General features: G+C 73.1%; 22 protein-coding genes. 6 read left to right on the top strand and 16 right to left on the bottom strand.

Annotated features, from left to right (window positions below; translation table 11 throughout):
- Positions 1 to 29: 29 nt before the first annotated feature.
- The 8 genes from AB0472_RS28055 to AB0472_RS28020 all read right to left on the bottom strand — a co-directional run bounded on the left by AB0472_RS28055 (position 30) and on the right by AB0472_RS28020 (position 11,081).
- Positions 30 to 212 (bottom strand): hypothetical protein, encoded by a 183-nt coding sequence (locus AB0472_RS28055; RefSeq protein WP_366360204.1) that lies wholly within the window; start codon positions 210 to 212, stop codon positions 30 to 32.
- Entirely contained in the window at positions 199 to 852 is a 654-nt protein-coding gene (locus AB0472_RS28050; RefSeq protein ID WP_366360202.1) for a DUF6338 family protein, read from the bottom strand. The genes AB0472_RS28055 and AB0472_RS28050 overlap by 14 nt, the downstream gene beginning before the upstream one ends.
- On the bottom strand, positions 849 to 1,901 hold the full coding sequence (locus AB0472_RS28045) for a tetratricopeptide repeat protein (protein WP_366360200.1): 1,053 nt from the start codon (positions 1,899 to 1,901) through the stop codon (positions 849 to 851). The genes AB0472_RS28050 and AB0472_RS28045 overlap by 4 nt, the downstream gene beginning before the upstream one ends.
- A complete protein-coding gene (locus AB0472_RS28040; protein ID WP_366360198.1) occupies positions 1,898 to 5,320 on the bottom strand; it encodes a CHAT domain-containing protein in 3,423 nt (1,140 codons plus the stop codon). Before AB0472_RS28040 ends, AB0472_RS28045 begins: the two co-directional genes overlap by 4 nt.
- A gap of 277 nt (positions 5,321 to 5,597) precedes the next feature.
- Positions 5,598 to 6,701, bottom strand: coding sequence for a hypothetical protein (locus AB0472_RS28035; RefSeq protein WP_366360196.1), 1,104 nt, complete (start codon positions 6,699 to 6,701; stop codon positions 5,598 to 5,600).
- 227 nt (positions 6,702 to 6,928) lie between these two features.
- Positions 6,929 to 9,463, bottom strand: coding sequence for a hypothetical protein (locus tag AB0472_RS28030; RefSeq protein ID WP_366360194.1), 2,535 nt, complete (start codon positions 9,461 to 9,463; stop codon positions 6,929 to 6,931).
- A complete protein-coding gene (locus tag AB0472_RS28025; RefSeq protein ID WP_366360193.1) occupies positions 9,394 to 9,873 on the bottom strand; it encodes a hypothetical protein in 480 nt (159 codons plus the stop codon). The genes AB0472_RS28030 and AB0472_RS28025 overlap by 70 nt, the downstream gene beginning before the upstream one ends.
- A gap of 419 nt (positions 9,874 to 10,292) precedes the next feature.
- On the bottom strand, positions 10,293 to 11,081 hold the full coding sequence (locus AB0472_RS28020) for an SDR family oxidoreductase (RefSeq protein ID WP_366360191.1): 789 nt from the start codon (positions 11,079 to 11,081) through the stop codon (positions 10,293 to 10,295).
- Positions 11,082 to 11,258: 177 nt separating this feature from the next.
- Between AB0472_RS28020 and AB0472_RS28015 the strand changes: the two genes are divergently transcribed.
- Positions 11,259 to 12,125, top strand: coding sequence for a helix-turn-helix transcriptional regulator (locus tag AB0472_RS28015; protein WP_366360189.1), 867 nt, complete (start codon positions 11,259 to 11,261; stop codon positions 12,123 to 12,125).
- Here the strand turns inward: AB0472_RS28015 and AB0472_RS28010 are convergent.
- A complete protein-coding gene (locus AB0472_RS28010; RefSeq protein WP_366360187.1) occupies positions 12,103 to 12,675 on the bottom strand; it encodes a helix-turn-helix domain-containing protein in 573 nt (190 codons plus the stop codon). The two genes, AB0472_RS28015 and AB0472_RS28010, sit on opposite strands and share 23 nt — an antisense overlap.
- 158 nt (positions 12,676 to 12,833) lie before the next feature.
- Positions 12,834 to 13,769 (bottom strand): SDR family NAD(P)-dependent oxidoreductase, encoded by a 936-nt coding sequence (locus tag AB0472_RS28005; protein ID WP_366360185.1) that lies wholly within the window; start codon positions 13,767 to 13,769, stop codon positions 12,834 to 12,836.
- Between the two features lie 442 nt (positions 13,770 to 14,211).
- Between AB0472_RS28005 and AB0472_RS28000 the strand changes: the two genes are divergently transcribed.
- Positions 14,212 to 14,397, top strand: a complete 186-nt coding sequence (locus AB0472_RS28000) for a hypothetical protein (protein WP_366360183.1) — start codon at positions 14,212 to 14,214, stop codon at positions 14,395 to 14,397.
- A 109-nt stretch (positions 14,398 to 14,506) separates the two neighbouring features.
- Here AB0472_RS28000 and AB0472_RS27995 read toward each other — a convergent pair whose 3' ends face one another.
- The 3 genes from AB0472_RS27995 to AB0472_RS27985 all read right to left on the bottom strand — a co-directional run bounded on the left by AB0472_RS27995 (position 14,507) and on the right by AB0472_RS27985 (position 17,453).
- Positions 14,507 to 15,298 carry a L,D-transpeptidase family protein gene (locus AB0472_RS27995; protein ID WP_366360181.1) on the bottom strand — a complete coding sequence of 264 codons (792 nt, stop codon included), beginning with the start codon at positions 15,296 to 15,298 and terminating at the stop codon, positions 14,507 to 14,509.
- 359 nt (positions 15,299 to 15,657) lie between these two features.
- On the bottom strand, positions 15,658 to 16,890 hold the full coding sequence (locus AB0472_RS27990; RefSeq protein WP_366360180.1) for a CU044_5270 family protein: 1,233 nt from the start codon (positions 16,888 to 16,890) through the stop codon (positions 15,658 to 15,660).
- Positions 16,887 to 17,453 (bottom strand): sigma-70 family RNA polymerase sigma factor, encoded by a 567-nt coding sequence (locus AB0472_RS27985; RefSeq protein WP_366360178.1) that lies wholly within the window; start codon positions 17,451 to 17,453, stop codon positions 16,887 to 16,889. The genes AB0472_RS27990 and AB0472_RS27985 overlap by 4 nt, the downstream gene beginning before the upstream one ends.
- Before the next feature lie 349 nt (positions 17,454 to 17,802).
- On the opposite strand from AB0472_RS27985, the gene AB0472_RS27980 reads away from it, so the two are divergent.
- Positions 17,803 to 18,648 (top strand): helix-turn-helix transcriptional regulator, encoded by an 846-nt coding sequence (locus AB0472_RS27980; RefSeq protein ID WP_366360176.1) that lies wholly within the window; start codon positions 17,803 to 17,805, stop codon positions 18,646 to 18,648.
- 29 nt (positions 18,649 to 18,677) lie between these two features.
- Here AB0472_RS27980 and AB0472_RS27975 read toward each other — a convergent pair whose 3' ends face one another.
- Positions 18,678 to 19,073, bottom strand: a complete 396-nt coding sequence (locus tag AB0472_RS27975) for a hypothetical protein (protein ID WP_366360174.1) — start codon at positions 19,071 to 19,073, stop codon at positions 18,678 to 18,680.
- 255 nt (positions 19,074 to 19,328) lie between these two features.
- Between AB0472_RS27975 and AB0472_RS27970 the strand changes: the two genes are divergently transcribed.
- Entirely contained in the window at positions 19,329 to 19,532 is a 204-nt protein-coding gene (locus tag AB0472_RS27970) for a cold-shock protein (protein WP_366360172.1), read from the top strand.
- A 25-nt stretch (positions 19,533 to 19,557) separates the two neighbouring features.
- Here the strand turns inward: AB0472_RS27970 and AB0472_RS27965 are convergent, their stop codons facing one another.
- Entirely contained in the window at positions 19,558 to 19,866 is a 309-nt protein-coding gene (locus AB0472_RS27965) for a hypothetical protein (protein ID WP_366360170.1), read from the bottom strand.
- 144 nt (positions 19,867 to 20,010) lie between these two features.
- On the opposite strand from AB0472_RS27965, the gene AB0472_RS27960 reads away from it, so the two are divergent.
- Together AB0472_RS27960 and AB0472_RS27955 are read left to right on the top strand one after the other, a co-directional pair.
- Positions 20,011 to 21,165 (top strand): histidine kinase, encoded by a 1,155-nt coding sequence (locus tag AB0472_RS27960; RefSeq protein WP_366360168.1) that lies wholly within the window; start codon positions 20,011 to 20,013, stop codon positions 21,163 to 21,165.
- Positions 21,153 to 21,806, top strand: a complete 654-nt coding sequence (locus AB0472_RS27955; RefSeq protein ID WP_366360166.1) for a response regulator transcription factor — start codon at positions 21,153 to 21,155, stop codon at positions 21,804 to 21,806. Before AB0472_RS27960 ends, AB0472_RS27955 begins: the two co-directional genes overlap by 13 nt.
- Positions 21,807 to 21,902: 96 nt before the next feature.
- Here the strand turns inward: AB0472_RS27955 and AB0472_RS27950 are convergent, their stop codons facing one another.
- Positions 21,903 to 22,307, bottom strand: a complete 405-nt coding sequence (locus AB0472_RS27950) for a hypothetical protein (protein ID WP_366360164.1) — start codon at positions 22,305 to 22,307, stop codon at positions 21,903 to 21,905.
- Positions 22,308 to 22,461 lie beyond the last annotated feature (154 nt).

The raw sequence follows: 22,461 nt of genomic DNA, 5'->3' as shown, positions 1-22,461 counted from the left end.
GTGCGTCCGGACGCACCGACGAGGTCACCTCACCGCGGCGGGTCGGCGTCCCGTTCGGCGGTGGTGGAGACACCGGCCGGTCCCTCCGGAGGCAGGGCCTGGTCCTCGGGCACGTCCTCCTTCCTGGGACGGTGGGTGCCCCGCGGCGGGCCCGCCCAGCCGGCGAAGTCGTCGTCGAGTTCCTCGTAGTCGGCGGCGTCAGACTGCGTCATCGTTGGCTCCCCGGGTGTCGCGGCGCGGTTCGTGGAATTCCAGGAGGTCGACGTCGGCGGCCCGGACGTACACCCCGCCCGTGCCGCTCATCCGTGGGCCGAAGGTCCCGTCCGGCTCCATCCGGTACTGGGACTCCAGGTAGAGGTCACCGGGCTGCGGATAGGCGGAGGCACGCGAGCGCGTTCCGTACCAGCCGCCGGCCCAGCCGCCGCCCTTCAGCCGGACGCGGACGAAACACGCCCCGCGGTCCTGGAAGACGGCGTCCCACGCGGTGGGGGTCCCTTCGTGCACGGCGGCGCGCCGACGCCGGATCCGGTACGCCTCCGCCCACGCCAGGAGCGTCGGCACGACGACGACGAGAAGCAGCAGCCAGAGCCCGGCCTCCCGCGGCTGCTCGGCGACACCGGTCAGGGGCCGCTTCCCCATGCCCCGCAGCAGCCGTACCAGAGGGGGACCGACGGCGATCAGATACACGGCGTCGAGCAGGACTCCGACGGCGAGGGCGCGCAGGAACCGGTTGTTCACCTCCTGCTCGGCCTCACGGATCCCGAGGAGCCGTTCCCTCGCGAAGAGGTAGGAGGTGCCGGGCAGCACCAGCAGCACCAGGATCGCGAGCTGCTGGACGGTACTTGGTGTCATGGTCCGCTCCCCCGTTCGCGCGCGCCGGCGGCCGCGTTGCGGGCCAGTGTGCTCAGCGCGCCGAGGTCCAGATGACCGGCGCGGGACTTCACCCACTCGGCCAGGGACGGTTTGATCAGCTCCACTTCCTGCCCGGCGCGCGTCATCAGCTCGATCGTCGCCGGCTCGTCGTCCTCGTGGAAGGCGAGCCGGGCGCCCACGAGCAGCAGGAATGCCGCCAGCAGGCGTTCCCGTGGCCGGGCCCGCCGCTCCAGCAGGGCCAGGGCACGGGAGAAGCACGTCCTCGTGCGCGGCACGATGCCCCGCAAGGCGCTCTCCACACCGTCGTCGACCAGTGCGCGCGTCTCGCGCAGGACTCCGGGGCCGAGCGGCGGCGCGTCCGCCGCGTCGCCGATGCGCCGGTCCGCCTCCAGCAGGAGCCGGGTCGTCTCGCGCCGCATCGGCCGGGCGCCCCCGAGCGGTTCGGTCAGTACCAGGACCCGGTCCAGGACGGCGATCGCGTCCGCCACCTGTCCACGGTCGAGAAGCGCCTCCCCGAGCAACCGGGAGGCCCGTGCGACCTCCGGCTGCCGGTCCGCCGCCTCGAAGACGGCACGGCACTCCTGGAGGAAGGCGAACTCGGCCTCGCCGGTGGGCCGTCCGGACTCCAGCGTCAGCAGGGCGTTCGCACCGGCCTTGAACAGCGTCCCCTCGTCGCCGCCACGGCGTGCGTGCGTCCAGCTCTCGAGATACGCGGCCAGGCCCTTTTCGAGATCACCTGCCTGGCTGTGGGCGACCCCGAGGTTGAGCAGGACGTGGCCGAGCAGTGCCGGGTCGTCCGCCGCCAGGGCGCCGGCGATCCTCCGTGCCCGCAGCCCCGCGGCGAAGGCCTCGTCGTAGCGTTCCTCCGAGGCGTAGGCCAGGCAGAGCGAGCCGAGGACGGAGGCGACCTCCCTGTCCGAGAGCGTGCGCCGGACGGCCGGGACGTCGACGAGCGCGAAGCGTGCGATCCGCGCGTGGGCGGGCATGTGCAGGAGGCGGTCCGCGACGGTGTCCGGTGCCTCGGTCATGATGCCCCCACCATGCTGAAGGGTGCCCACAGGAAGGGGTGCCGGAACGGACGCGCGGGCACCCGGGGGGACATCAGCCGCCGGCGGATCTCGGCCGGGAGCCAGTCCAGGCCCAGCAGTTCGGCCACGGTGACCGAGCGCAGCCACAACTGGGCCCACCGCAGGGCCTGTGCAGGCGATCCGACGGCGCCGGACGGTGTGCCGTACGGGGGCGGCTGAACACCGTGGCCCAGCAGCCGCCGGTAGAACGCGATCATCAGCAGCACGGCCGCGGTGTCGTTCGTCCGCCAGCGCGTGCAGACGACGCCCGCTCCGCCGGCCAGCAGGATGCCGGTCGGCAGCCCGATCGCCTCGTCCGGCAGGCGGGGGTCGACGAGCCCGGTGTCACAGGCCGACAGGGTGACCAGCAGGGCCCGCTCCAGCGGCCGGGGGCGTGCGTCCAGCAGGTCGGCCAGCGAGATGCTCTCACCGCCGAGGTCGAGTCTGGAGGCGAGCGGATCGGTCGGGTCGTAGGCGCCGTGACAGGCCAGGTGGACGTGGCTGGCGCCGGACATGGCGTCGACCAGGTTCCCCTTCGCGCCCCCGTCCTCTGCTCCGGGCGGCGGATCACCGGGGACGCCCCGGCTCTCCCCCACCGCGGCGAACAGCCGCTGCAGCGCCGCCACTTCCTGGGCGGCCAGCAGTCCTCCGTCCTGGCCCGGGGCGGACACCGCCACGAGAAGAGGCTTCGGCAGCGGCGCCGCAGCCCGGCGTCTGGCCGCGAGGAGCAGGCGCACCGACGGTGCGTACGTGACCGCGCAGGTCGCCAGCAGCGGCTCGCCCGTCGAAGGAAGCTGTGCGGCGTGCAGCGGCAGATGGGCGGTGGGGCCACAGGCGATCACAACCACGGCCTGCGTCGCGCCGAGCGCCTCGGCGACCGGTCCGATCAGCTCCGCCCCGAGCCGTGGGAGCAGCTCCCGCAGCGCTTCTCCCCTCTCGGCCACGGTGGCGGCGAAGGCGTCGGCCAGCGCGCGGGCGTCCGCCGCGGTCAGCCCGGACTCCACGGCTTCGACGCGGGGCCCGGGATCGCTCTCGTGCCGGACGATCAGGGACAGGCTCCCGTTCCTCGTCGCGGCGATGTAGCAGAGCGGCTCTCCCGGTCGTGCGGCCCCCAGGATGTCGGCCCGGGTCGCCGCCCGCAGGAAGGACTCCATCCCCGGCAGCGCCCTGACCCGGTCCAGGACGGCGGCCAGCTCCGCCCTGGCTTCGTCGAGGACTCCGCCCAGCTCGTACTCGGCCGCGTCCAACTCCCGCCCGGCGTCCATTGGGGCTCCCCGGCGGCTCAGCTCACGGTTGCGGGCCTCCAGGACCTGTACGGCTTCGGCGGCTCGCACGTAGGCGGCGTGGGTCTCCGGGTCCGTCTGCGCCAGCCGGTGAAGCTGGTCGTGATCCGGTGACAGGGCCAGGTTGAAGTTGCGTGTCCTGCCGCGTTCCAGGCAGAGCAGGGCCTCTTCCAACCCGCCCGCGCGGGCGAGTGCGTAGGCGGCCCGCTGATGCAGGTCCCCGGCGGAGTTCAGCCGCAGCTGCCGCGTGGAGCTCACCAGGCAGGCGCGGAACAGCTCCTCGTCCGCCTTCACGGCCTGCCGGTACGCGTCGGCCGCCGCGGACCATTCGGTCCGTTCCGCGAGGACGTCACCGAGCTGTTCCGCCGCGGTTCTCAGCAGGTCGCCGCGACCGTGGGCACGGTCCGTCGCTTCGCGCAGAACCGACAGCTCCCGCTCACGGAGTTCGTCCTCCCGCGAGGGGTCCAGCCTGCGGCAGAGCCGGCAGGCCCCTGCCAGGGAAACGAGCTGGAAGCCGAGTTCGAACCCGGTCGGGAGACCCTCGTAGGCGGCGACGGCGTCCTCGATGTGGGCCAGCCCCCGCCGCGCCCTGGCGGCACGATCCTCCGCGTCCTCCGCCGTGTCCCTTCCGGCCTGCTCGATCAGGGCCCGGCCGAGCTTGGACATGCTGCGTGCCCACAGGTGCGGGGCGGTTTCCCGGTGGCGGTCGACGAGGGCTGCCTCGTGGCACCGGATCTCCTCGTCGTACTCACCGAGTTCGCCCGCTACGACGGCCAGCTTGTCGTAGGTGCTGGAGGCCTCGCCGCGGTCGCCGACCCGCTCGTAGACGGCGAGCGCCCGCAGGAGGTGCTCGCGGGCGCGCAGACTGTTCTCCCGGTGGTCCCCACGTATTCTCTTGGAGAGTGAGACCGCCAGCCGGGCCTGGGTGTTGGCCCACTGTTCGGGGTCGGTCGCCTCCGATTCGTGGGCGTCCAACTGCTCGTACAGCCGCACCACATGCTCTCTGTTGACGGCCGGGTCGCCTTGCCGGCGTGCGTTGTACGCGCCGGCGAGGAAACTCTGGGCGTCGCACCAGAGCTCCTTGTCCCGGCCGGGGTCGAGCCGGGCGACGACGGGTTCCAGCAGGCCGATGGCCTCTTCGATCCGGCCGGGTGCGGACTGGGTGCCCTGATCGATCAGCACCTTCGCCAGCTCGCTGCGGATGCGCGCCCACGTATCGGTGTTCCGCTCCGGGTCTGTCGCCTCCAGCGCCGCCCGCAGATGCCGGACGGCCAGTTCCTGGTTGGCGGGGACATCGCCCGTGTAGCGCTGGTTGTAGGCGCGTGCCAGCTCGTATCGGGCCACGGCCCAGCCGTGCGGGTCCTCTTCCCTCGAGATGCTGCGGGCTCGGCGGAGCATCAGGCCGATGGCCCGTTCCAGGCCGACGACGTCCTGGCCGCGGTTCACACTGCTCAGCATCATGCCCAGCGTCATTTCCAGGTCGCCGCGCACCTCGGGCTGGTCGCGGTCGCCCAGCAGCTCCAGTGCCCGCTCCGCCAGGCGTGCCAGCTCCTGCGCGAGCGGTCTGTCGCTCAGGGACCGGCCGAGCCCGGCCCGCCCGGACGCCATCAGTTCGGCGCCGATCCGCAGCACTTCGGGCGGTGGTGCCGAGCGCCGGGGCTTGACCCTGCACATGCGCGGCCCGCCGGCCGCCGAGGCGCCGCGCGCGGTCGGCGCGAGCACGCCGCGTGCCGCGTCGAACGGCACGGACAGGACGCCGGAGTTCTCCGCCTCTTCCGCACTCACCGGCCCCAGTCTGTCGAGCAGCGCGTCCACGTACAGCTTCTTGTTGGCCTCGTCCTGCTCGGCCAGGGTGTGGGCCGGATAGAAGTAGACCAACTGCCCGGTCGCCGCGCCGCGGTACACCAACAGCGGGAAGAACCGGGTCTTTCGCGCGCCGCAGGACGGGCAGGTCACCGACGGCACCCTGCCCCTGATCACTCCCTGGACCAGGTCGGGCCGCGCCAGGGCGTCGACGACCATGTACGTGGCGTCCTGGGCGTCCTCGCCGCACCTGCGGCACCGCCAGTCGGACCTGATCCGAATCGAGTAGTTCACCGGCCCCCCAGCCGACGTCGGACGTTCCGGGTGCGGCCGCCCTCCCCGTGCGCGACGGAGGTCCTCGCGGTGCGGCAACCGAACCGCGGACCGGCCATCACCCGCTGCCCCACTCTAGGGACACACAGTGACGGCCGCCGCGTGAACCGGCGATTTCGCCGCCGGCCGCCTCGCGCGGGCTCTCGGTCCGCCCCCGTGCCCCGCCGACGGCGTCCGGACCCGCCGGGTCACCGGCCGTGGGGGCCTGTGCGGCGCTCCTCGGTGAGCGGCGGTCGCGTCACGTCCGGCTTCCCGGCCGGGAGGCCATGAGGTCGCTCTCGACGGCGGGGGCCACGCGGGTGAGCCAGCGCTCCGCCTCGTCCGGTGCCAGCACCCGGTCGAGGCCGAGGGTGGGGATCATGTCCTGGAAGACCCGGCCGACACCCATGCCGTAGTTTCCGTTCGGCGGGTGCAGCACCAGCACGCGGGTACCGTCGAGCGGCTCGATGTCGGCGGGCACCCCTTCTGGGTGCACGTAGGCGCCATGGCCGTCGAAGAGCCGGAAGCGCCGGAGCGCCGGATTACCGGGGCCCAGGTACGGGTCGCCGTCCGTCGCCGCCACGACCCAGGAACGGGCGGGGCGTTCCCCCGGAACCAGGCCCTGGTCGGCGTCGCCGACAAGCCGGTCGGCGAGCAGGGTGTGCAGCTGGAAGTTGTCCCCGACACCGCTCATCGTGAGGAGATACCCCCGACGCGCAGGGGGGTGGAGTACGACCAGAGGCTCGTCGTCGAGGACGGCGGCCAGGTCTCTCACCCAGGCGGCGCGCTGCGACCGGTCGGCGACCGCTGCGGCGTACGTGCGCAGCTCCGCCTTGACCTCTGCGGGCACCGCCGCCCGGAAGCGGGCGTGCCCGAGGACGGTGATGAGCGCTCCGAGCCAGTCCTCCATGTCGAACCAGGACATGGCGATCCGGGTCATGTCCTCCTCGTCCGGGCGCCCTTCCGGTCCGGCCAGGGTGGCGAGAGCCTGCACCAACTCCCGCGTGCTGCCGCTCACCTGCTCCGGCAACGGCAGCCCGGGAGCGGCCTCGGCCCAGCACCCAGGGACCAGGTCGTTGAGCATCATCGCCTCGGCGGCGCGCCGCGGCAGCACGTCGGCCAACGCCATGGGTGAACCGCCCCATTCGACGCACGCCCCCGCCAGGACGGCCGTCTTGGCGAAGTCGCCGGCCAGACCCGGCAGCCACGGCGCGAGAGCCTCGACCGTGGCGGTCGAACTCGCGGGACCTCCCGCACGCGCACTCTCCCCCAGCCGCGACAACGCCCGCCGGTAGCCGGCAATCGAGCCGGACTTCATCTGCGCGACAAGCTCGTCGACAAGCTGGGATATCTCCGAAGGCATCGCGGCACGCTAGCAGGACGGCGTCACCCGGTGCCCGAAGGGTGCCGTGCCGGGCGCCTCCCTGCCGTTGCGCGACCGTGGATACCTCCGCAGGTCGGCGGCATGACGAACCTGGAGGAGTTCGGCCCCTGCACGTCGCCACGCCTGCGCTGGTTCGCGTACGGGAGCACGCGGTGCGCCCGGCTGGTGAACAGCACGGTGAGCACGGGCTCGAAGGATCGCCTTCGCTACGTCGACGCCTCCGGCGGAGCGCCGTCGGGCCCCAGTCCGAACTGGCGTAGCCGTTCGGCACCCTCGATGTCCCCGACCTGCTCCCGGAGCTTCGCGAGCCGGTCCAGTGCTCCGCGCTCGCCCGCGTCGAGGGCCTGCCGGTACAGCTGCGTCACGCCCTCGCGGTCCCCGGCCTGCTCCAGCAGTTCCGCCAGCCGGTCCACGGCACCGATGTCCCCGCCGACGGCGACCTCCGGGTACAGCCGCCGCACTCCCTCCAGATCCCCGGCCAGCTTCCGCTCCTCGGCCAGATCGACGAGGGCGAAGTTGTCGCCGCGCGCGGCGGCCTGCCGGTACAACTGCTCCGCCTCCTCCAGATCTCCGGCCCGCTTCCGCTGAGACGCCAGAGCCACCAGGGCGCGAGGGTCGCCTTGGGCGGCGGCCTGGCGGTAGAACGGCTCCGCGCCCTGCGGGTCCCCGCTCGTCGCCCGCCGCTCCGCCACCCAGGTCAGCGCGTAGGTCTCGCCCTCGGCTGCGGCCTTCTCGTAGAGCCACCGCGCCATGTCGCGGTGCCCGATCTGCTCCAGCCCCCGCGCCAGGGGAGTCAGGGCCCTGGCCCCGCCGGCATCGAACACGTCCCGGACCATCTGCATCACAGCGGGCCTGTCCCCGGCCCGCTCCCGCAGCCCCACCAGCAGGGTCAGGGCTTCGCTGCTGCCGGCGTCGCGGGCCTGCCGGCACAGCCGCTCGGCCCCCGCCAGGTCGCCGGCCCGCTCCCGCTTCCCGGCCAGGTGGAGGAGAGCGCTGACGGCGCCGCGCGCGGCGGCCTGCCGGTACAGCTGCCCGGCCTCCTGCAGGTCTCCGGCACGCTCCCGCAACTCCCCGAGATCCAGCAGGGCGGAGGTGCTGCCGTTGGCCACGGCCTGCCGGTAGAACCCCTCCGCGCCCTTCGGGTCCCCGGCCCGCTCCCGCTCCTCCGCGAAGAAGAGCGGGGCGAAGGCGCTGCCGCGGGCGGAGGCCAGCAGGTACATGCGCGCGACGGCCTTGTGCTCCCCGGTCCTCCGCAGGAGATCCGCCGCCGCGGCCAGACCATGGTCGTCGCCGCGCTCTGCGGCCTGCCGGAAGAGCTCCAGCGCGCCCACCAGGTCCCCGGTCTTCTGCCGCTCGTATCCCAGGTTGCACATGGCCTCGGTGTCGCCGCCGGCGGCCGCCTGCTGGTACAGGGCGACGGCTGTGCGAAAGCGAGCCCGCACGTGGGCGGCGTCGGCGAGGCCACTGAGGTCGGCCGGGGTGGCCGCGTGGTGCCGGGCGGCGATCCAGAAGGACGCCGGAGGGAAGGTGCACCGTCGCGTGGTGCGGGCATGGTGATCGAGGTAGTCGGCGAGGCGGTACGTGGCGGGAAGCGAGCCCATGCCGCTCGGATCGGCGACGGGTTCCAGCGCGGCGGCGACCCCCTTCACCTTGTACTTCGCGTAGGCGAGCGCGTGGGTGAACCAGGTGCCGGGCTCGGCGGCCGCGCGCAGTTGCTCGGTCAGGTATCCGGGGGCGGCGGCTTCGAGGAAGGCTGCGGGCAGGGGGGAGGTGTGGCCCAGGCGGCGGGCGTCCATGGCCGCGGCGATGATCGCCCTGCCGTACGGGCCGTGGGGCGGGACGGGCTGTTCGTAGTGGTCGACCAGGTCCGGTCCCGCGGCCAGGGTCTGGGTGATGGTGCCGGCGGGCGTGGTGCGGGCCGCCGTGGCCAGTGACAGGTCGGCGCGCGTGGCCAGTTCGCGAAGGGCCTGCCCGTCGAACGCCTCGGGCACGGTGATGGGCACGACCGGGTCGAGCAGGGCACGGGCGTGCGGATGCGCGTCCTCGCCAGGGGCCTCCGGCGTAGCCGTCAGGTCACGGTAGTAGCTCGGCCACAGGGTCGCGAGTACGACCAGCGGGCCGGGTTCTTCCATGCGGCGGCGCAGTGCTGCGGCCGCCGCCTCTCCTGCCTGACCGGTGAGGAAGTCCTGGGCCTCGTTCAGCCACAGCACCGTCCGCGGCCCGAGGGCGTCGGCGGCCAGCAGCGCGCTCAGGCCGTCGGCGCCCTTGGGGAAGACCAGTTGCCAGTCGCCGAGGCAGGCGCGGGTGGCCTCGTAGGCGCTCCGCGTCTTGCCGGTGCACGAGGCCCCGCGCACGACCACCAGTGCCGTCTCCCCGCTGGTGGCGGCCGCGGTCAGACGTCGGCGCAGCTGCCGGTCGTGGTCTCGTCGGATGTAGCCGGGAAGCACGAATTCCGCCGCTGTCCCGGGGCCTCCGGGGATGGCGGGGTGGACGCCGAGCTGCTGCGCGGTCCACGACTCGACGGGCCGGGCTCGGTCGAGCGGGACGACGGTCTGCCGACCGGGGAAGTGCTGGTGGAGCTGTTCGATGACGTAGGCGGCTGCCCCGCCGTTCGTGCTCTGGACCAGGACCGCGGGTGGCGGGTTCGGGGCTGGAACGGTGCCGGGTCCGGTCAGCCCGGCGCCGGACCCGGCCTGGAAGGGTTTGCGGCGTCTCCGATCGTCACGTCGCCCATCGTCCACGCGGCTGCCGACCCGTGGTCGGCACGGATGTCGACGTTGCCGCCGACGGCCGGCCCGCCGCCCCCCGCCGACACCTGGCCGGTTCCTCGGGACAGGGCCTGCAGTTCCCGCAACGCGCGCTCCAGCGCCTCCGCGAAGGCCAGGTCCTGCTCTGCGGCGTCTTCCAGCGCGAGCTGCACCCGCCGTCGAGAGCGCTCGCTCGGCTCGTCCCGGCCATCCGCGGCTTCCAGGGTCAGCCTCTGCAGCGCGGTGTCCTCACCCAGCTTGCGACGCACCAGGTCGTCGAGGCGGTCCATGGCGCCGTCCAGCGTCCGGTCCACCTCCTGGTCCGCCCTTCCGGCGACTCGCTTCGCCTTGCGGACCGCCCACGCGAACACGTACCCGACCGCGATCTCAATGCCCGTCATCATCCCCCCCGGAAGCCGAGTGCCGGCACCCCACTGACCGTATGCCCGCCACGCTCTGGCCTGTACACCCACCCACGTCGTTCATGAAGCAGCCGCAGGCCAAGGGGCGGGGCGGGGCGGGGCGGAACGACGCACGCTGTTCTACAGGGGCGCGGCACGGAGGAATTCCATGATCGCCTCGAACGTCTGCTTCGACGTGACCCGTCGAGTTGCACCGGGAAGGTGTGTGACATGCCTTTTTCGCCGCGCGGCCGGCTGGCCGTCTCGCCGTCCGGCCGCCTTGCTGCGTTGCTGCCTTGCTGCCTTGCTGCCTGGGAAACAGCTTCGCCCCTTCTGCCCGCGGCGCCGATGCTCCTCGGTCTGTCGCGTGTTCCGTGACCGGACCGGGCCGGCGCCCGATCCGGGCCGCGCTCGGCCCGGTGTCAGCTGGCCTGGGCCGTCGGCATGATGAAGACCTGCGGGAGGTTGACCCGCAGCGGACGCGAGGCGATGAACCCGACGATCTCCGCGATGTCCTCGGACCGGAGCCAGTCCACGGTGTCCTTCGAACCCTCCAGCCAGGCGTTGGCGCCGGCGTCGGTGACGTGGTCCTGGAGTTCGGTGCCCACGATCCCGGGCTCGATCGCGGAGACCCGCACCTTCTTCGGGCCCAGCTCGACCCGGAGGTGCTTCGACAGGTGCGAGACGAACGCCTTCGTGCCGGCGTAGACGGCGAAGGTCGGGTAGAGGTTCTGCGCGGCACTCGACGACGTGTTCACCAGGTCGGCCACACCGCGCTCGCCCGCGGCCCGCACGAGCTGCGGGGTGAAGGCGCCGATGACGTTCATCAGGCCGGAGATGTTCAGGTCGATCTGGCGCTGCCACTGGTCGGCGCGCAGTTCCTCGACGGGTGCGGGCAGCATGACGCCGGCGTTGTTGAGGAGCAGGTCCGCGGCGCCCAGTTCCGCCTCCACGCGGTCGGCCGCGGCCTGCACCGCGGCGGCGTCGGTCACGTCGACGGCGACCGCCAGGGCGGTCCCGCCGTTCTTGCCGATGCGGGCTACCAGCTCGTCGAGCCGGTCCGCGCGCCGCGCCAGCACGGCGACCGTCGCGCCCAGCGCCGCGAGGTGCTCGGCCGAGGCTTCGCCGATGCCGCTGGATGCTCCGGTGACGACCGCTACCCGGCCGTCCAACGGCTTGCCGGCGGCCCGGGTGGGGATCTCGCTGGTCATGGGGTGACACCTTCCGGTAGTTCGGGGTGGCCGCGGTGTCCACCGGGGCCCTCTGGCAACAAGCACACCACCGTGCGACCGGTCCGGAAGGCCCGGAGATGGCCCTGCCCTGACAGGTACTGGCGGGGCCACCCGGCGCGGCGGCGGACCATGTGAGGGGAGGCGACACTGGAGGGTATGGACCGCAGCAGCGAGATCGCAGACTTCCTTCGCACCCGGCGCGCGCGGATCACCCCCGAGGCGGCAGGGCTGCCCGCCGACGGACGGTCCCGCCGGGTGTCGGGGCTGCGGCGCGAGGAGGCCGCCCGCCTCGCGGGGGTGAGCACCGAGTACTACACCCGCCTCGAACAGGGCAGGGCCGCCCACCCCTCCCCCGAGGTCGTGGACGCCCTGGCCGGCGCGCTGCGTCTGGACGCCGCCGAGCACGAGTACCTGACCGATCTCCTCGCCCGTCCGGGTGCGCGCCGGGCACCGGTCAACCCGCAGCGGGTCCGCCAGGGGCTGCACCTGATGCTGCAGACCCTGGAGCACGTACCCGCGTACATCATCGGCCGCCGCACCGACGTCCTGGCCTCCAACCGCCTGGCCCGCGCCATCCTCACCGACTTCGATGCGCTGCCTGTCCTGCGACGGAACCTGGCCCGCTACTACCTGCTCGACCCGCAGGCCCGCGAGCGCACCGTCGAGTGGGAGCATGTCGCGTGCGAAACGGTGGCCATGCTGCGCATGGAGGCGGGCCGCTGCCCGGGAGACCGCCGACTGGCCGACCTGATCGGCGAACTCACCCTCAACTCCCCGGAGTTCAGTACATGGTGGAACGACCACCGGGTGACGCGCCGCACCCACGGCGCGATGGACTACCGGCATCCACTCGTCGGCGACCTGCACTTCTCCTACGAATCCATGCAACTCCCGGGCGACGAGAACCAGACCTTGTGCGTCTACATGCCCGAGCCGGGCTCTGTCACAGCCGAGTCCCTGCGCATCCTCAACAGCTGGCACGCGCCGGCGGCGGACCCGGCTACGGACGGTCAGGTGCGGTGACGCAGATGCCTTCGAGGAGCAGCGTGATGAGCCGCGAGGCGAGATCGCGCTGGTGCTCGTGACCGCTGATGAGGGTGATCCCGCCCAGCGCCATGAGCACGTCGTTGGGTTCCGCGTCCCCGCGTACCTGTCCGGCCGCGGCACCGGCCGCCAGAAGCGTCGTGACCGCGGCCTTCAGCGCGTCGCGGCTGTGCAGGCGCAGGCCCTCGCGGGCGGCGAGGATCGACGGCAGGGCGTCCGCCATCCCCTTCTTCGTGAGCATGTAGTCCACGAAGGCCTCCATCCACTCCCGCAGCGCGACGTCGGGAGAGCGGTCGTCCAGAAGCCGTTCGGCCGACGCGCTGAGCCGGTCCGTCTCGTTGCGGTAGACGGCCTCGACCAGGTCCTCGCGCGCGGGGAAGCGGCGGTACAGCGTTCCGATGCCGACCCCCGCCTCGCCCGCGATGGCCTTCATGGACGTGTCGGCGCCCTCGCGCGCGAAGATGCGCGCGGCCACCTCCAGCAGACGCCCGTGGTTGGCCTGTGCGTCCGCCCGCAGCGACCGAGGCATGGACACTCCCCTTGCCGGCGGAGTGCGTTCCGCCTGTCGACGATTCCAGAAGCGGACGCGGCTCCGATTTCCGTCATTGTACGGTCCGGGGCAGGTCCTCCGGGTCGGCCGGGCCGCAGTCGTCGCCGGTGCGGTGGGGAGCGCCCAGGACCCGACCCCTATGGGGCGGAGGTCAGCCGCACGGAGAGGTCCCAGAGTGCGCGGGCGCTGTCGGGGTCGACGGCGTGGGCGGCGACGCCGCGGCGTACGCCGGGAGCGTGGGGGCCGGCTTCCTGGCAGTCCTCGAAGTAACGGCCGGTGACACCGTCGAGCAGGGGTGACGCCGCCAGCAGTACCGAGGTCGCGGCGCCTTGGGCGATGTTCTTCTCGATGACGCCGGATGTCCCCGACGGGTCGAAGGAGGCGGGCGGCGCGTCCATGTGGCGGCCGAGGCCGGTCTCCCAGATGCGCCCGGGGTTCAGCGCGTTGACGGCGATGCCGTCGGCGGCCCAGCGCTTCGCGGCCTCCACGGCGAACAGGACGTTCGCCGTCTTGGACTGGGCGTACGCCAGCCACGGGTCGTACGGCTGCCTGGTGAAGTCATAGTCGTCGAAGCGGACGGGGCCGTTGACGTGCCCGACCGAGCTGACGACGACCACGCGGGCGCCGCCGGCCGCCGCGAGGGCGTCGTGCAGGCCCACGGTGAGGGCGAAGTGACCGAGGTGGTTGGTGGCGAACTGGAGCTCCCGGCCGGCGGGGGTGCGCCGCTCGGGCGTGGCCATGATCCCGGCGTTGTTCACCAGGATGTGCAGCGGTCCGCGCCACCCGGCGACGAAGGCGGCGACGGATGCCGGGTCGGCGAGGTCCAGCTGTCCGGCGCGCGTCAGAGGGTTGCCGGTCTCGGCGGCGATGTCCTGTGCGACGTCCGTGGCGGCCTTCAGGGTCCGTCCCGCCACGGTCACCTCGGCGCCCGCCGAGGCCAGGGCGCGGGCGGTCTCCCGGCCCAGGCCGCCGGTGGCACCGGTCACGACGGCCCGTCGGCCGGTGAGGTCGGTGCCGGCGATGACGTCGGACGCGGTCGAGTGCGCGCCGAAGGGTGTGGTGATCTGAGTCATGCGTTCTTCCCTGTTTCCGGTGGCCGCGGCCCGGCGGGGCCGCGGCCACCACATCCATGAGCGCGGGCGAACGCGGGACGCCGCCCGGGATCGAGCAGTAAACGGAGTAGGTTCCGCTTACCCGTCGACCATAAGCGGAGCCGGTTCCGCTTGCAAGGAGGGGTGACGCAGCACTCATCACCCGGAGCCCGGGAGCTTGGCCGGACACGCACACGACGACGTTGCGGCACCGCCGCCCGCCGCTGGAGGAACGACGTTGCGACACCGGCGCCCGCCGCTGGAGGGACGACGTTGTGACACCGCCGCCTGTCGCCGGAGGGTTACGCCGGATCCGGTACGGCCGTCCCGCGGCCGTGCGTCTCTACCGCTCTCCGGGCGCCCGGACGGACGGGCCGGGGGCCGCGCCGTACTGCGCATCGCCGACTACACCCGGCCCGGAGCAATGCGGGCGGGCCTCGAACTGTTCAGGGCCCTCGAGAGAAACGCCGAGGACAACCGGCGCGTGCCGGCCGAAGAGGGCAAGCTCAAGATGCCCGTTCTCGGACTCGGCGGGACCGCGAGCTTCTTCCTGCCCATCGCCGAGAAAATGCAGCGCCCGCGCGAACGGTTCCGCGAGACGGGGGCCTGACGGCGCCCCTGCCCCGTAGGTGCGCGGTGCTCGTCCGAGGGTCTGCTCGCGAGCGCGACGCGCTGTTCCCGGCGCGGAGGGCGCGGCACCTCTGTGGGCCCGGGGATCGTCATCGTGCCAGCGAGGCCGCGTCGCCCATGACCACGACCGGGTGGTCGGCCGGATCAAGCGTGCGCAGCAACTGCCTCATGTGCGCCTTGGAGATGCTGACGCAGGCGTGTGTGGGGCCGCCGTGGTCGACGTGGATCCAGATGCCCCCGCCCCGGTTCTCGCCCATGGGTTTGGTGCCGTCCATCGGTGATGTACCGGGCAGGCGGTTGTAGTTGATGGCGATGACGTAGTCGAAGACTCCCCGGAGTGACTCGCCCTGCAGGCCGACGTCGTCGGTGTAGAAGGCGCCCGAGCGGTGATACGGCAGTTTGCTGCCGGGGTCGGCGAGGCGGCCGCCCGCGTCGGTGAGGCCGAACACCCCTATGGGGCTGTGCAGGTCACCCGCGTAGTGCTCGTCGGTCCAGCCCTGGTAGCCGTTGTGGGCGGCCCACACCGCGCCGGGCCGCCAGCCGCCGTCGACGCGCTGCCAGAGAACGACCCTCGAGGACGCCGAGTTCTTCCCCGCTCCCGTGACGAGAAGGACCTGCCGGGTGTGCTGCGGGACCTGGGCCGACGTCTTGGGGCCGAGTCCGGGCAGTCGGGTGGGGAACTCCGGTCGCGACTGAACCGTCGCCCGTGGCGTGGCGGGAGCGGGCACCGACGGTTCGGCTGCGGCCTCGTCCTGGACGGTCGAGGCCCTGCCGGCGTTCACGCCCGGCCTCTCGTCAGGTATGCACTGATACGCGGCGATGCCCAGCGTGGAGGCGACGACCGCCGCGGTCACCGACAGGGCGGTTCTGGGGAGGTGCATGAGCGCGGATTTCCTCAGGAGAAGGGGGAGAACGGGGAGCGGGCTCTCGGCCGCGCAGAGATCGCGCAGACGATGCGCGGAAGACGTGCAGAGGATTTCGCCAGCCGGGCGACCCGGACGGCCGCGGCGTGGTCCGGACGGAACTCCGGCCACCCTCGGCCGGGTCGAGGCCGTTCGACGCGGGGCGCCGGACCGGCCGGGGCGCACGGCCGCGTCGCCGGCGATCTGCTGCGTCCTGTCGGGGGCCGGCCCGCGGTGGCCGGTGCGGGGGGCGGTGCGGGGGTCGGTGCGGGGCGCGCCGTGGGCGGGCCGGTCCGCCCACGGCGCGCTCCTGGTCGGGCTGTCCGGTCGGTTCCGGCTCAGCTCCGGGCGTTCTTCGGCACGGTGATCTGCCGCTCGCCCCAGCCCATCCGCGTCGTCGCCTCGTCGCTGACCGTCGTACCGGCCTTGAGACCTGCCTTCTCGGCCCTGGCCGAGGGTTCGAGCAGCAGCGTCTGGTCGCTGAGCATCGAGCCGGTGGACGGGTCGACGACCAGCCGCTCCCTGGTGGTCCCCAGCGGTGTCGGGTAGGCCTTGGGGAACTCGACCGCGACGCCTTCGCGGCCCAGTGGGTCGGTGACGTGCCCGACCACCCGGACCCCGGGCAGGCCGGCCATCACACGGTAGGCGGCCGCCCGGACAGCGGGCTTCACCGGCATCGTGATGAGGTTGCCCGCCTGGCGCAGCATCCAGGCGCTGCGGCCCGCCGTACCACCCTCGGCCCCGTTGTCCTGCGTGTACAGCGCCTCCAGGTGGCGGCGCAGCCCGGCGGTGGTGGAGGGCAGCGCACGCAGGTCCTGGTAGGAGACGTTGTTCGGGCCCACGGCGTAGATCTTGTCGTCGACGCTCGTCCGCATGAGCGTCGGGTGCCCGGGCCCGACGGTGTAAGCGATCTTGGCCGTCCCGGAGCTGATCCCGATCTCGGCCACGACCGTGCGGGGCGAGCCGGCGGCCTTCCAGCGTTCCCTGTCCGCCGCCGTCATGGGCTCGGTCACGGAGTTCTCCCCGGTGACCATCAGGCTGTTCGTGCCGGGCCGCACGCCCACCGACCACTGGTCGGTCCCTGTGCTGCTCACGGCGATGAGCCGCCCGTTCGCCTCGGCGACGTCCACGTGCCGCGACTGCGTGGTGGTCTGCCAGTACGTCCCCTCGGCGGGCGACGCTTCCGCGTGTGTGGCCGCGCTGAGCAGTTCGATGTGGCCGTCGACGCGGACGTCCGCCCCTGGGGCGGACGTCCGTGACGGAGCCGACGACCGCGCCTGTGCGGCCGGCCGGTCGGCCGTCCCCTGCCGGTCGGCCGTGCCCACGGCCACCGCGACGGATGCCGCCACGGCGGTGAGGGCCACCGCCCCCAGCGGGCGGAATCCGATTCTGCGGCGCGGTGCGGCGAGTTGGGCCGCGTCGACGTCCGTCGGCCCGGCGACGATGCGGGCGAAGTCCTGCTGCCGCCGTACCGGGTCCGCCGACCGGAACGGATCCAGCTCATCGGGCCGCGCGTCCGCGAGCGCCTTCATGACGTCGGGTCGCTGGGACCGCCTGGGGGTGTTCTTCACGCGGGGGCTCCTTGGTGGTTGGGAGGAAGTGCGGTCTTCGCGTGGGCTGCCGACGCCGTCCCCGACGCCTGTGCCGCCTCCAGGGCCTTCTCCAGACGGCGGCGGGCCCGGTACAGGCGGACGGTCAGCGTCGCGGTGGTGCAGTCCAGGACCCGGGCGGCCTCGCCGGCTGTCAGGCCGTGCCAGGCGATCAGCGTCAGCAGTTCCCGGTCGGCCTCGGGCAGGCCCGCGAGGGCCTGCAGAGCGATGTGCCGGTCGGCGACCTCGGCTGCGACGTCACCGACGTGGGTCTCGGCGCCGCTGCTGATGCGCTGTGCTTCCTCGGCGGCGAGGAGGTACTGGTGCGCGTCCCGGCGGCGCAGTTCGCGCACCAGGTTGCGGGCCACGCCGAGCAGCCACGGCAGTGCCGGGTGAGGCATGTCGCCCATCCGCCGCCAGGCGACCGTGAACGTCTCACTGGTGATGTCCTCCCCCACCTCACGTCCGACCAGGCTCGTGGCGTAGGCGAGGACACGTGGATGGCACTCCTCGTAGACACCTCGAAAGCGCTCAACAGGTGTCACGCGCCCTCCTTTCGTCTCGGCTCTCTCACCAAGCAATGCGGGCAGCGGCCCGTTTCTTACACGGAGGAGCGTCAAAACCCGCGGCCATGACCCACGTCACACCGCCGGGCAACCGGCGGTCGTGCCCCACGGCACCGCGCCCGCAGGTCCGCGAGGGCAGGCCGGGGCGCGCAGGGGCCCGCCCGGGCGCGCAGGGGGCCGCTCGGGCGTGGCAGGAAGACGCTCGGCGGCCATGGAGATCGGCATCATGGCATCGGCGCGATCACCGGTGCTCACCGGCCTCAGCAGGTGATCAGAGGGGTACTGCGGGTACCAGGCACGTCCGTGGCCGACCGTGTTGACTGGGGGCATGACGGCTACGGAACTCGGTCAGGCGCTGCGGCGCTGGCGTGATCGCGTCGCGCCGGACGTGGCCGGGCTGCCTGCCGGGGGCCAGCGGCGGGCGGCGGGGCTGCGGCGCGAGGAGCTGGCGCTGCTGGCCGGGATCTCGGTGGACTACGTCACGCGCCTCGAACAGGGCCGGGCGAGCAACCCGTCCGTGCAGGTGGTCGAGGCGCTGGCACGGGCGCTGCGGCTGTCCGCGGACGAGCGGAGGTATCTGTTCGGGCTGGCGGGGCTGGTGCCGCCGGGGCCGGATGTGGTGCCCGCCTACCTCACGCCCAGTGTGCAGCGAATCCTCGACCGGCTGGTGGGTACGCCCGTCGCGGTGACCGACGCCGCCATGACCCTGCTGGTGACCAACCCGATGTACGGGGCGCTGCTGGGCGATCCCTCCGGCCTGCGCGGTTTCGAGCGCAACGGCGTGTGGCGCAACTTCCTCGGCCGGCCGTCCCGGGTGCGGCACACCCCCGAGGCGCGGCGGGCCTTCGAGGCCGGGATGGTCGCCGAGCTGCGCTCGACGGCCGCCCGCTATCCGGCCGACCGCCAGCTGCGGCGGATGATCGCCGAGCTGCGGGCGGAGAGCGGGCGGTTCGCCGAACTGTGGGACGCGGGGGTGGTGGGCCGGTTGGAGGCGTCCCGGAAGACGGTCGAGCATCCGCAGGTGGGCGTACTTACGCTGGACTGCGACCATCTCCGGGTCGAGGAGCACGACTTGCGCATCCTCGTGTACTCGGCCGAGCCGGGCACCGACGCCGCCGAGAAGCTGGAGCTGATCTCGGTGCTCGGTACCCAGAGCCTCGCGGGACAGCACTGACGAGGCGCGGGAGGGCCGCCGCCGTCATGTCACGGCGTGCAGAGCTCCTGCAGCCGGTGCGCCGCGGCGTCGATCCTGCCGGGGTCGGGATCGGTGTCGCCGTCCAGGACGGCCTCGTTGCAGTCGCGCACGGCCCTGTCGAGGTCGTCGACCGCCCTGCCGACCTCGCCGTCGTCCGTCCTGTCCTTGATCCGGCGCGGGTCGCTCTCGACGGTGGTGATGGTCTCCGCGGTCCGTGCCGGGTCCCCGAGGGTGTCGGCGCCCGCCCGGCCGACGGCGGTGACGCGGTCCGCGACGGAGTCGGCCTCGGTGAGGCAGTCCAGCGAGCTGTCGGGGTTGCAGGCGGTGACGAGGGCGGCGGTGAGCACGACGGCTGCGGCAACGGTGGCGAGGGTCGCGGTGCGTCGGTGCCGGCCGACGGCCATGGGGTCGGTCCCTTCTGACGGCGGGAGCTCGGCGCTCCGGCGGTCTGTACCGCCCACGATTCCGCCGGCCGGCCCCGGCAACGAGGGAGCGGGCCCCCGGACCGGCGGTGCAGACCGCTCCACCCCGTCCGGCCCGGGCCGGCCTGGACCATCCGGGTGGTTGCCGCCCTACGGCGTTTCCCCGCCCGGTGTGCGGGGAGGATCGTCGGGGTCCGCGATGTTCCGGGCCGCGGCATCGAGAAGAGGGAAACAGGCATGGCTCAGGGCAGCGTCAAGTGGTTCAACGCGGAGAAGGGGTTCGGGTTCATCGCGCAGGACGGCGGCGGTCCTGACGTGTTCGTGCACTACTCCGAGGTCCAGGGCAGCGGTTACCGGAGCCTGGACGAAGGGCAGCGCGTCGAGTTCGAGATCGGCCAGGGGACCAAGGGTCCGCAGGCGCAGCAGGTCAGGGCGGTCTAGGGGCCGTCCGGTCGGCGCGGGGCCGTCACCTCTCGGCGGCGGCCTTGCGGATCTGCGGCTCGAACTCCCGCCGCACGTAGACGTCGAACGGCTCCGACAGCGCGCCGTCGATCACGTGCCGTACCCGGTGCTCCGCCGCGAACTCCTTGATCGAGGCCCGGGACGCGGGCCCCACGCCCCCGCCGATGATCAGCACGCCGAACTCGTCGGTCGCCAGGAGTTCCAGCGCCTCCTCGTCGGTGCTCACCCCCTCCGCGTCGAAGCCGTCCGTGTGCAGCGTGGCCAGGACCGCCGTCACCCTCGCGGGCGTCCGTCCGAGCACCAGTGTCCTCATGGCTGTGTCCTCTCCAGGCGGGTCGGCATCGACACAGCCCAACCTAGAAACTCAACCGGACTTGAGGTCAACCCCGGCTTCCGGCCGGCCCGGGACCGCGAAGTAAAACTTGCGTGACTCAAGCAAAACCCATAGTTTCCTTTCATGTGGAAATCGGTGCGGCGGGCCGGGCAGGCCACGTTCCACCTCTTCCTGGTCGCCGCGACGGCGTTCGGGACGTGGATCTTCATCACCGTCCTGCTGATCACCGCGGTCGGCACATCGGTGGTCGTAGGTGTCTGGCTGCTGCCCGAGACGGTGCTGTTGATCCGGCGGATCGCCGGGGCCAAGCGGAGTCTGACCGCCGCCCGGACCGGGGTGCGGATCCCCGAGGTGTACCGGCCCCTGACCGGGACGGTCCGTGAACGGGTGGTCACGGCGGTACGGTATCCCGGCACCAGGACCGACGCACGCTGGATGGCCGCCCACTGGTTCTACGGCGCACTGCTCGCGCTCGCCGTGCCCCTGTGGCCGGTGGGTCTGGTCGTCGACGGCCTGCGGTGCGGGCTGCTGCGCCGCGAGGCGGTCGTCCTGCCGCTGATCGTGCGGCTCGCGGACCTGGAGGCCGACTGGTCGACCGCGCTGCTCAAACCGTCCCCGCAGGCACAGCTCACGGCCCGGGTCCGGGAACTGGCCGCGACCCGCGCGGACGCCATCGCCGCGCACGAGGCCGAACTGCGCCGGATCGAGCGCGACCTCCACGACGGCGCGCAGGCGCAGTTGGTCGCCCTGTCCGTGCGCATCGGGCTCGCCCGGCGCGCCTACGGCGGGGACCGAGACACCGGCCTCCGGCTCCTCGACGAGGCCCAGGAACAGGCCGAGAAGGCGCTGGCCGAGCTGCGGCACGTCGTGCGCGGCATCCATCCGCCGGTCCTGACCGACCGCGGCCTGACCGGCGCGGTACGGGCGCTGGCGGCGAGCTGGGGAGGGCTGCGGGTGACCGTGGACGACGGGGGTCTCGGCCAGGGGGTGCGGGCGCCCGCGGCGGTGGAGGCCGCCGCCTACTTCGCGGTGGCCGAGTCGCTGACCAACGTCGCCAAGTACAGCGGGGTGTCCCGTGCAGAGGTCCGCCTCGCCCGGGTCCGGCGCGGCCTGCGGGTCAGGGTCCGCGACGAGGGGTGCGGCGGAGCCGACGAGGCCGGCGGCTCGGGGCTGCTGGGCATGCGGCGGCGGGTCGCCGCACTCGACGGAACCATGGACGTGTCCAGCCCGGCCGGGGGCCCGACCGTGATCGATGTGGAGTTGCCGTGCGTGTGGTGATCGCCGAGGACAACGCCCTCCTGCGGGAGGGACTGGTCCTGCTGCTGGGCTCGGCCGGGCACGAGGTCGTGGCCGTCGCCGGGAGCGGGCCCGAGATCATGCCCGCGCTCCTGGAGCACCGCCCGGACGTGGCCGTGCTCGACGTGCGGATGCCCCCTGGCTTCCGCGACGAGGGGCTGCGGGCGGCGCTGGAGGCCCGGGAGCGGATCCCCGGGCTGCCGGTGCTGGTGCTCTCGCAGTACGTGGAGGAGTCGTACGCCGGTGAGCTGCTGGGCGGCGGCACCGGCGGGATCGGCTATCTGCTCAAGGACCGGGTCGGCCGGGTCGACGAGTTCCTCGACGCGCTGGAACGGGTGGCCGCCGGCGGGACCGCGCTGGACCCCGAGGTGGTCGCCGAACTCCTCAGCCGCCGCCGGGACTCGCCGCTGGACTCGCTCACGCCCCGCGAGCGCGAGGTGCTGGGGCTGATGGCCGAGGGCCACGACAACGCGACCATCGCCGGCACCCTCGTCGTCACCGAACGCGCGGTCCACAAGCACATCGGCAACGTCTTCCTCAAGCTCGGCCTGCCGCCGGGCGACAGCGGCCACCGCCGGGTGCTGGCCGTCCTCGCCCACCTGGCCCACGCGCCACAGGCGTGAGCGGGGCCGGGCGGCGGGCGGGAGCGCGCGTCGGCGGCGGCCGGCACGATCGGCGCGGTACGGACGAACGAAGGTGCCGGAGGGGTTCGCGACCGCTCAGGTCCAGGGCTGGTCGGCCGCGCGGGCCCGGGCCGGCTTCGGCCTGCGGCGGCTCGCGAGGAGGCCGCCGCCGGCGCCCAGCGACACCAGGCCCATGAACGCGGCGCCCGTGATCCCCTGCACCCCGTCCATGGCGACGTACAGGGCGGCGGCGGTGGCCCCGTTGAACAGGAAGAGGAACCAGAGCGTGCCTCGCCGCGCCAGGAACGCCTTGATCCTCGGCTTCTTCGCGATGCGCGAGCCCGTCAGCAGCGAGACGCCGATACCGGTGTAGGTGGCGATGTCCTTCCGGGTGCCGTCGAGGACGGCGCCGGAGGCGGAACTCGCGGCGAGTGCGCCGGCGAAGCACGACCACAGCAGCAGATCGGAGACGAACGCCTTCACACGGGCGAGCGGGTGCATGGAACTGTCCTTCGGTAGAGGGATGCGGGGGGCCGGTCCGACCGGCGGATCCGTTGCGACCCCGGCCGATCTCCTGTGTCCACGATCCCGCCGCCCGCGCTCCGGCACGAGGAAGGCCACTCCCTGGTCCGTGGTGTAGCCCGCTTCACCACCG

The organism is Streptomyces sp. NPDC086777, from assembly GCF_040702065.1.
Lineage (GTDB): Bacteria > Actinomycetota > Actinomycetes > Streptomycetales > Streptomycetaceae > Streptomyces.
This window is presented reverse-complemented; position numbering and strand designations above follow the sequence as displayed.

Excerpts from the sequence above, each read along its gene's own strand:
- AB0472_RS28055 (WP_366360204.1), bottom strand. The coding sequence starts at position 212 with ATGACGCAGTCTGACGCCGCCGACTACGAGGAACTCGACGACGACTTC.
- AB0472_RS28010 (WP_366360187.1), bottom strand. The coding sequence starts at position 12,675 with ATGCCTCGGTCGCTGCGGGCGGACGCACAGGCCAACCACGGGCGTCTG.
- AB0472_RS27965 (WP_366360170.1), bottom strand. The coding sequence starts at position 19,866 with ATGAGGACACTGGTGCTCGGACGGACGCCCGCGAGGGTGACGGCGGTC.
- AB0472_RS28050 (WP_366360202.1), bottom strand. The coding sequence starts at position 852 with ATGACACCAAGTACCGTCCAGCAGCTCGCGATCCTGGTGCTGCTGGTG.
- AB0472_RS28035 (WP_366360196.1), bottom strand. The coding sequence starts at position 6,701 with ATGCCTTCGGAGATATCCCAGCTTGTCGACGAGCTTGTCGCGCAGATG.
- AB0472_RS28005 (WP_366360185.1), bottom strand. The coding sequence starts at position 13,769 with ATGACTCAGATCACCACACCCTTCGGCGCGCACTCGACCGCGTCCGAC.
- AB0472_RS27950 (WP_366360164.1), bottom strand. The coding sequence starts at position 22,307 with ATGCACCCGCTCGCCCGTGTGAAGGCGTTCGTCTCCGATCTGCTGCTG.
- AB0472_RS28045 (WP_366360200.1), bottom strand. The coding sequence starts at position 1,901 with ATGACCGAGGCACCGGACACCGTCGCGGACCGCCTCCTGCACATGCCC.
- AB0472_RS27980 (WP_366360176.1), top strand. The coding sequence starts at position 17,803 with ATGACGGCTACGGAACTCGGTCAGGCGCTGCGGCGCTGGCGTGATCGC.
- AB0472_RS28025 (WP_366360193.1), bottom strand. The coding sequence starts at position 9,873 with ATGATGACGGGCATTGAGATCGCGGTCGGGTACGTGTTCGCGTGGGCG.
- AB0472_RS27995 (WP_366360181.1), bottom strand. The coding sequence starts at position 15,298 with ATGCACCTCCCCAGAACCGCCCTGTCGGTGACCGCGGCGGTCGTCGCC.
- AB0472_RS27975 (WP_366360174.1), bottom strand. The coding sequence starts at position 19,073 with ATGGCCGTCGGCCGGCACCGACGCACCGCGACCCTCGCCACCGTTGCC.
- AB0472_RS28000 (WP_366360183.1), top strand. The coding sequence starts at position 14,212 with ATGCGGGCGGGCCTCGAACTGTTCAGGGCCCTCGAGAGAAACGCCGAG.
- AB0472_RS28015 (WP_366360189.1), top strand. The coding sequence starts at position 11,259 with ATGGACCGCAGCAGCGAGATCGCAGACTTCCTTCGCACCCGGCGCGCG.
- AB0472_RS28020 (WP_366360191.1), bottom strand. The coding sequence starts at position 11,081 with ATGACCAGCGAGATCCCCACCCGGGCCGCCGGCAAGCCGTTGGACGGC.
- AB0472_RS27970 (WP_366360172.1), top strand. The coding sequence starts at position 19,329 with ATGGCTCAGGGCAGCGTCAAGTGGTTCAACGCGGAGAAGGGGTTCGGG.
- AB0472_RS27960 (WP_366360168.1), top strand. The coding sequence starts at position 20,011 with ATGTGGAAATCGGTGCGGCGGGCCGGGCAGGCCACGTTCCACCTCTTC.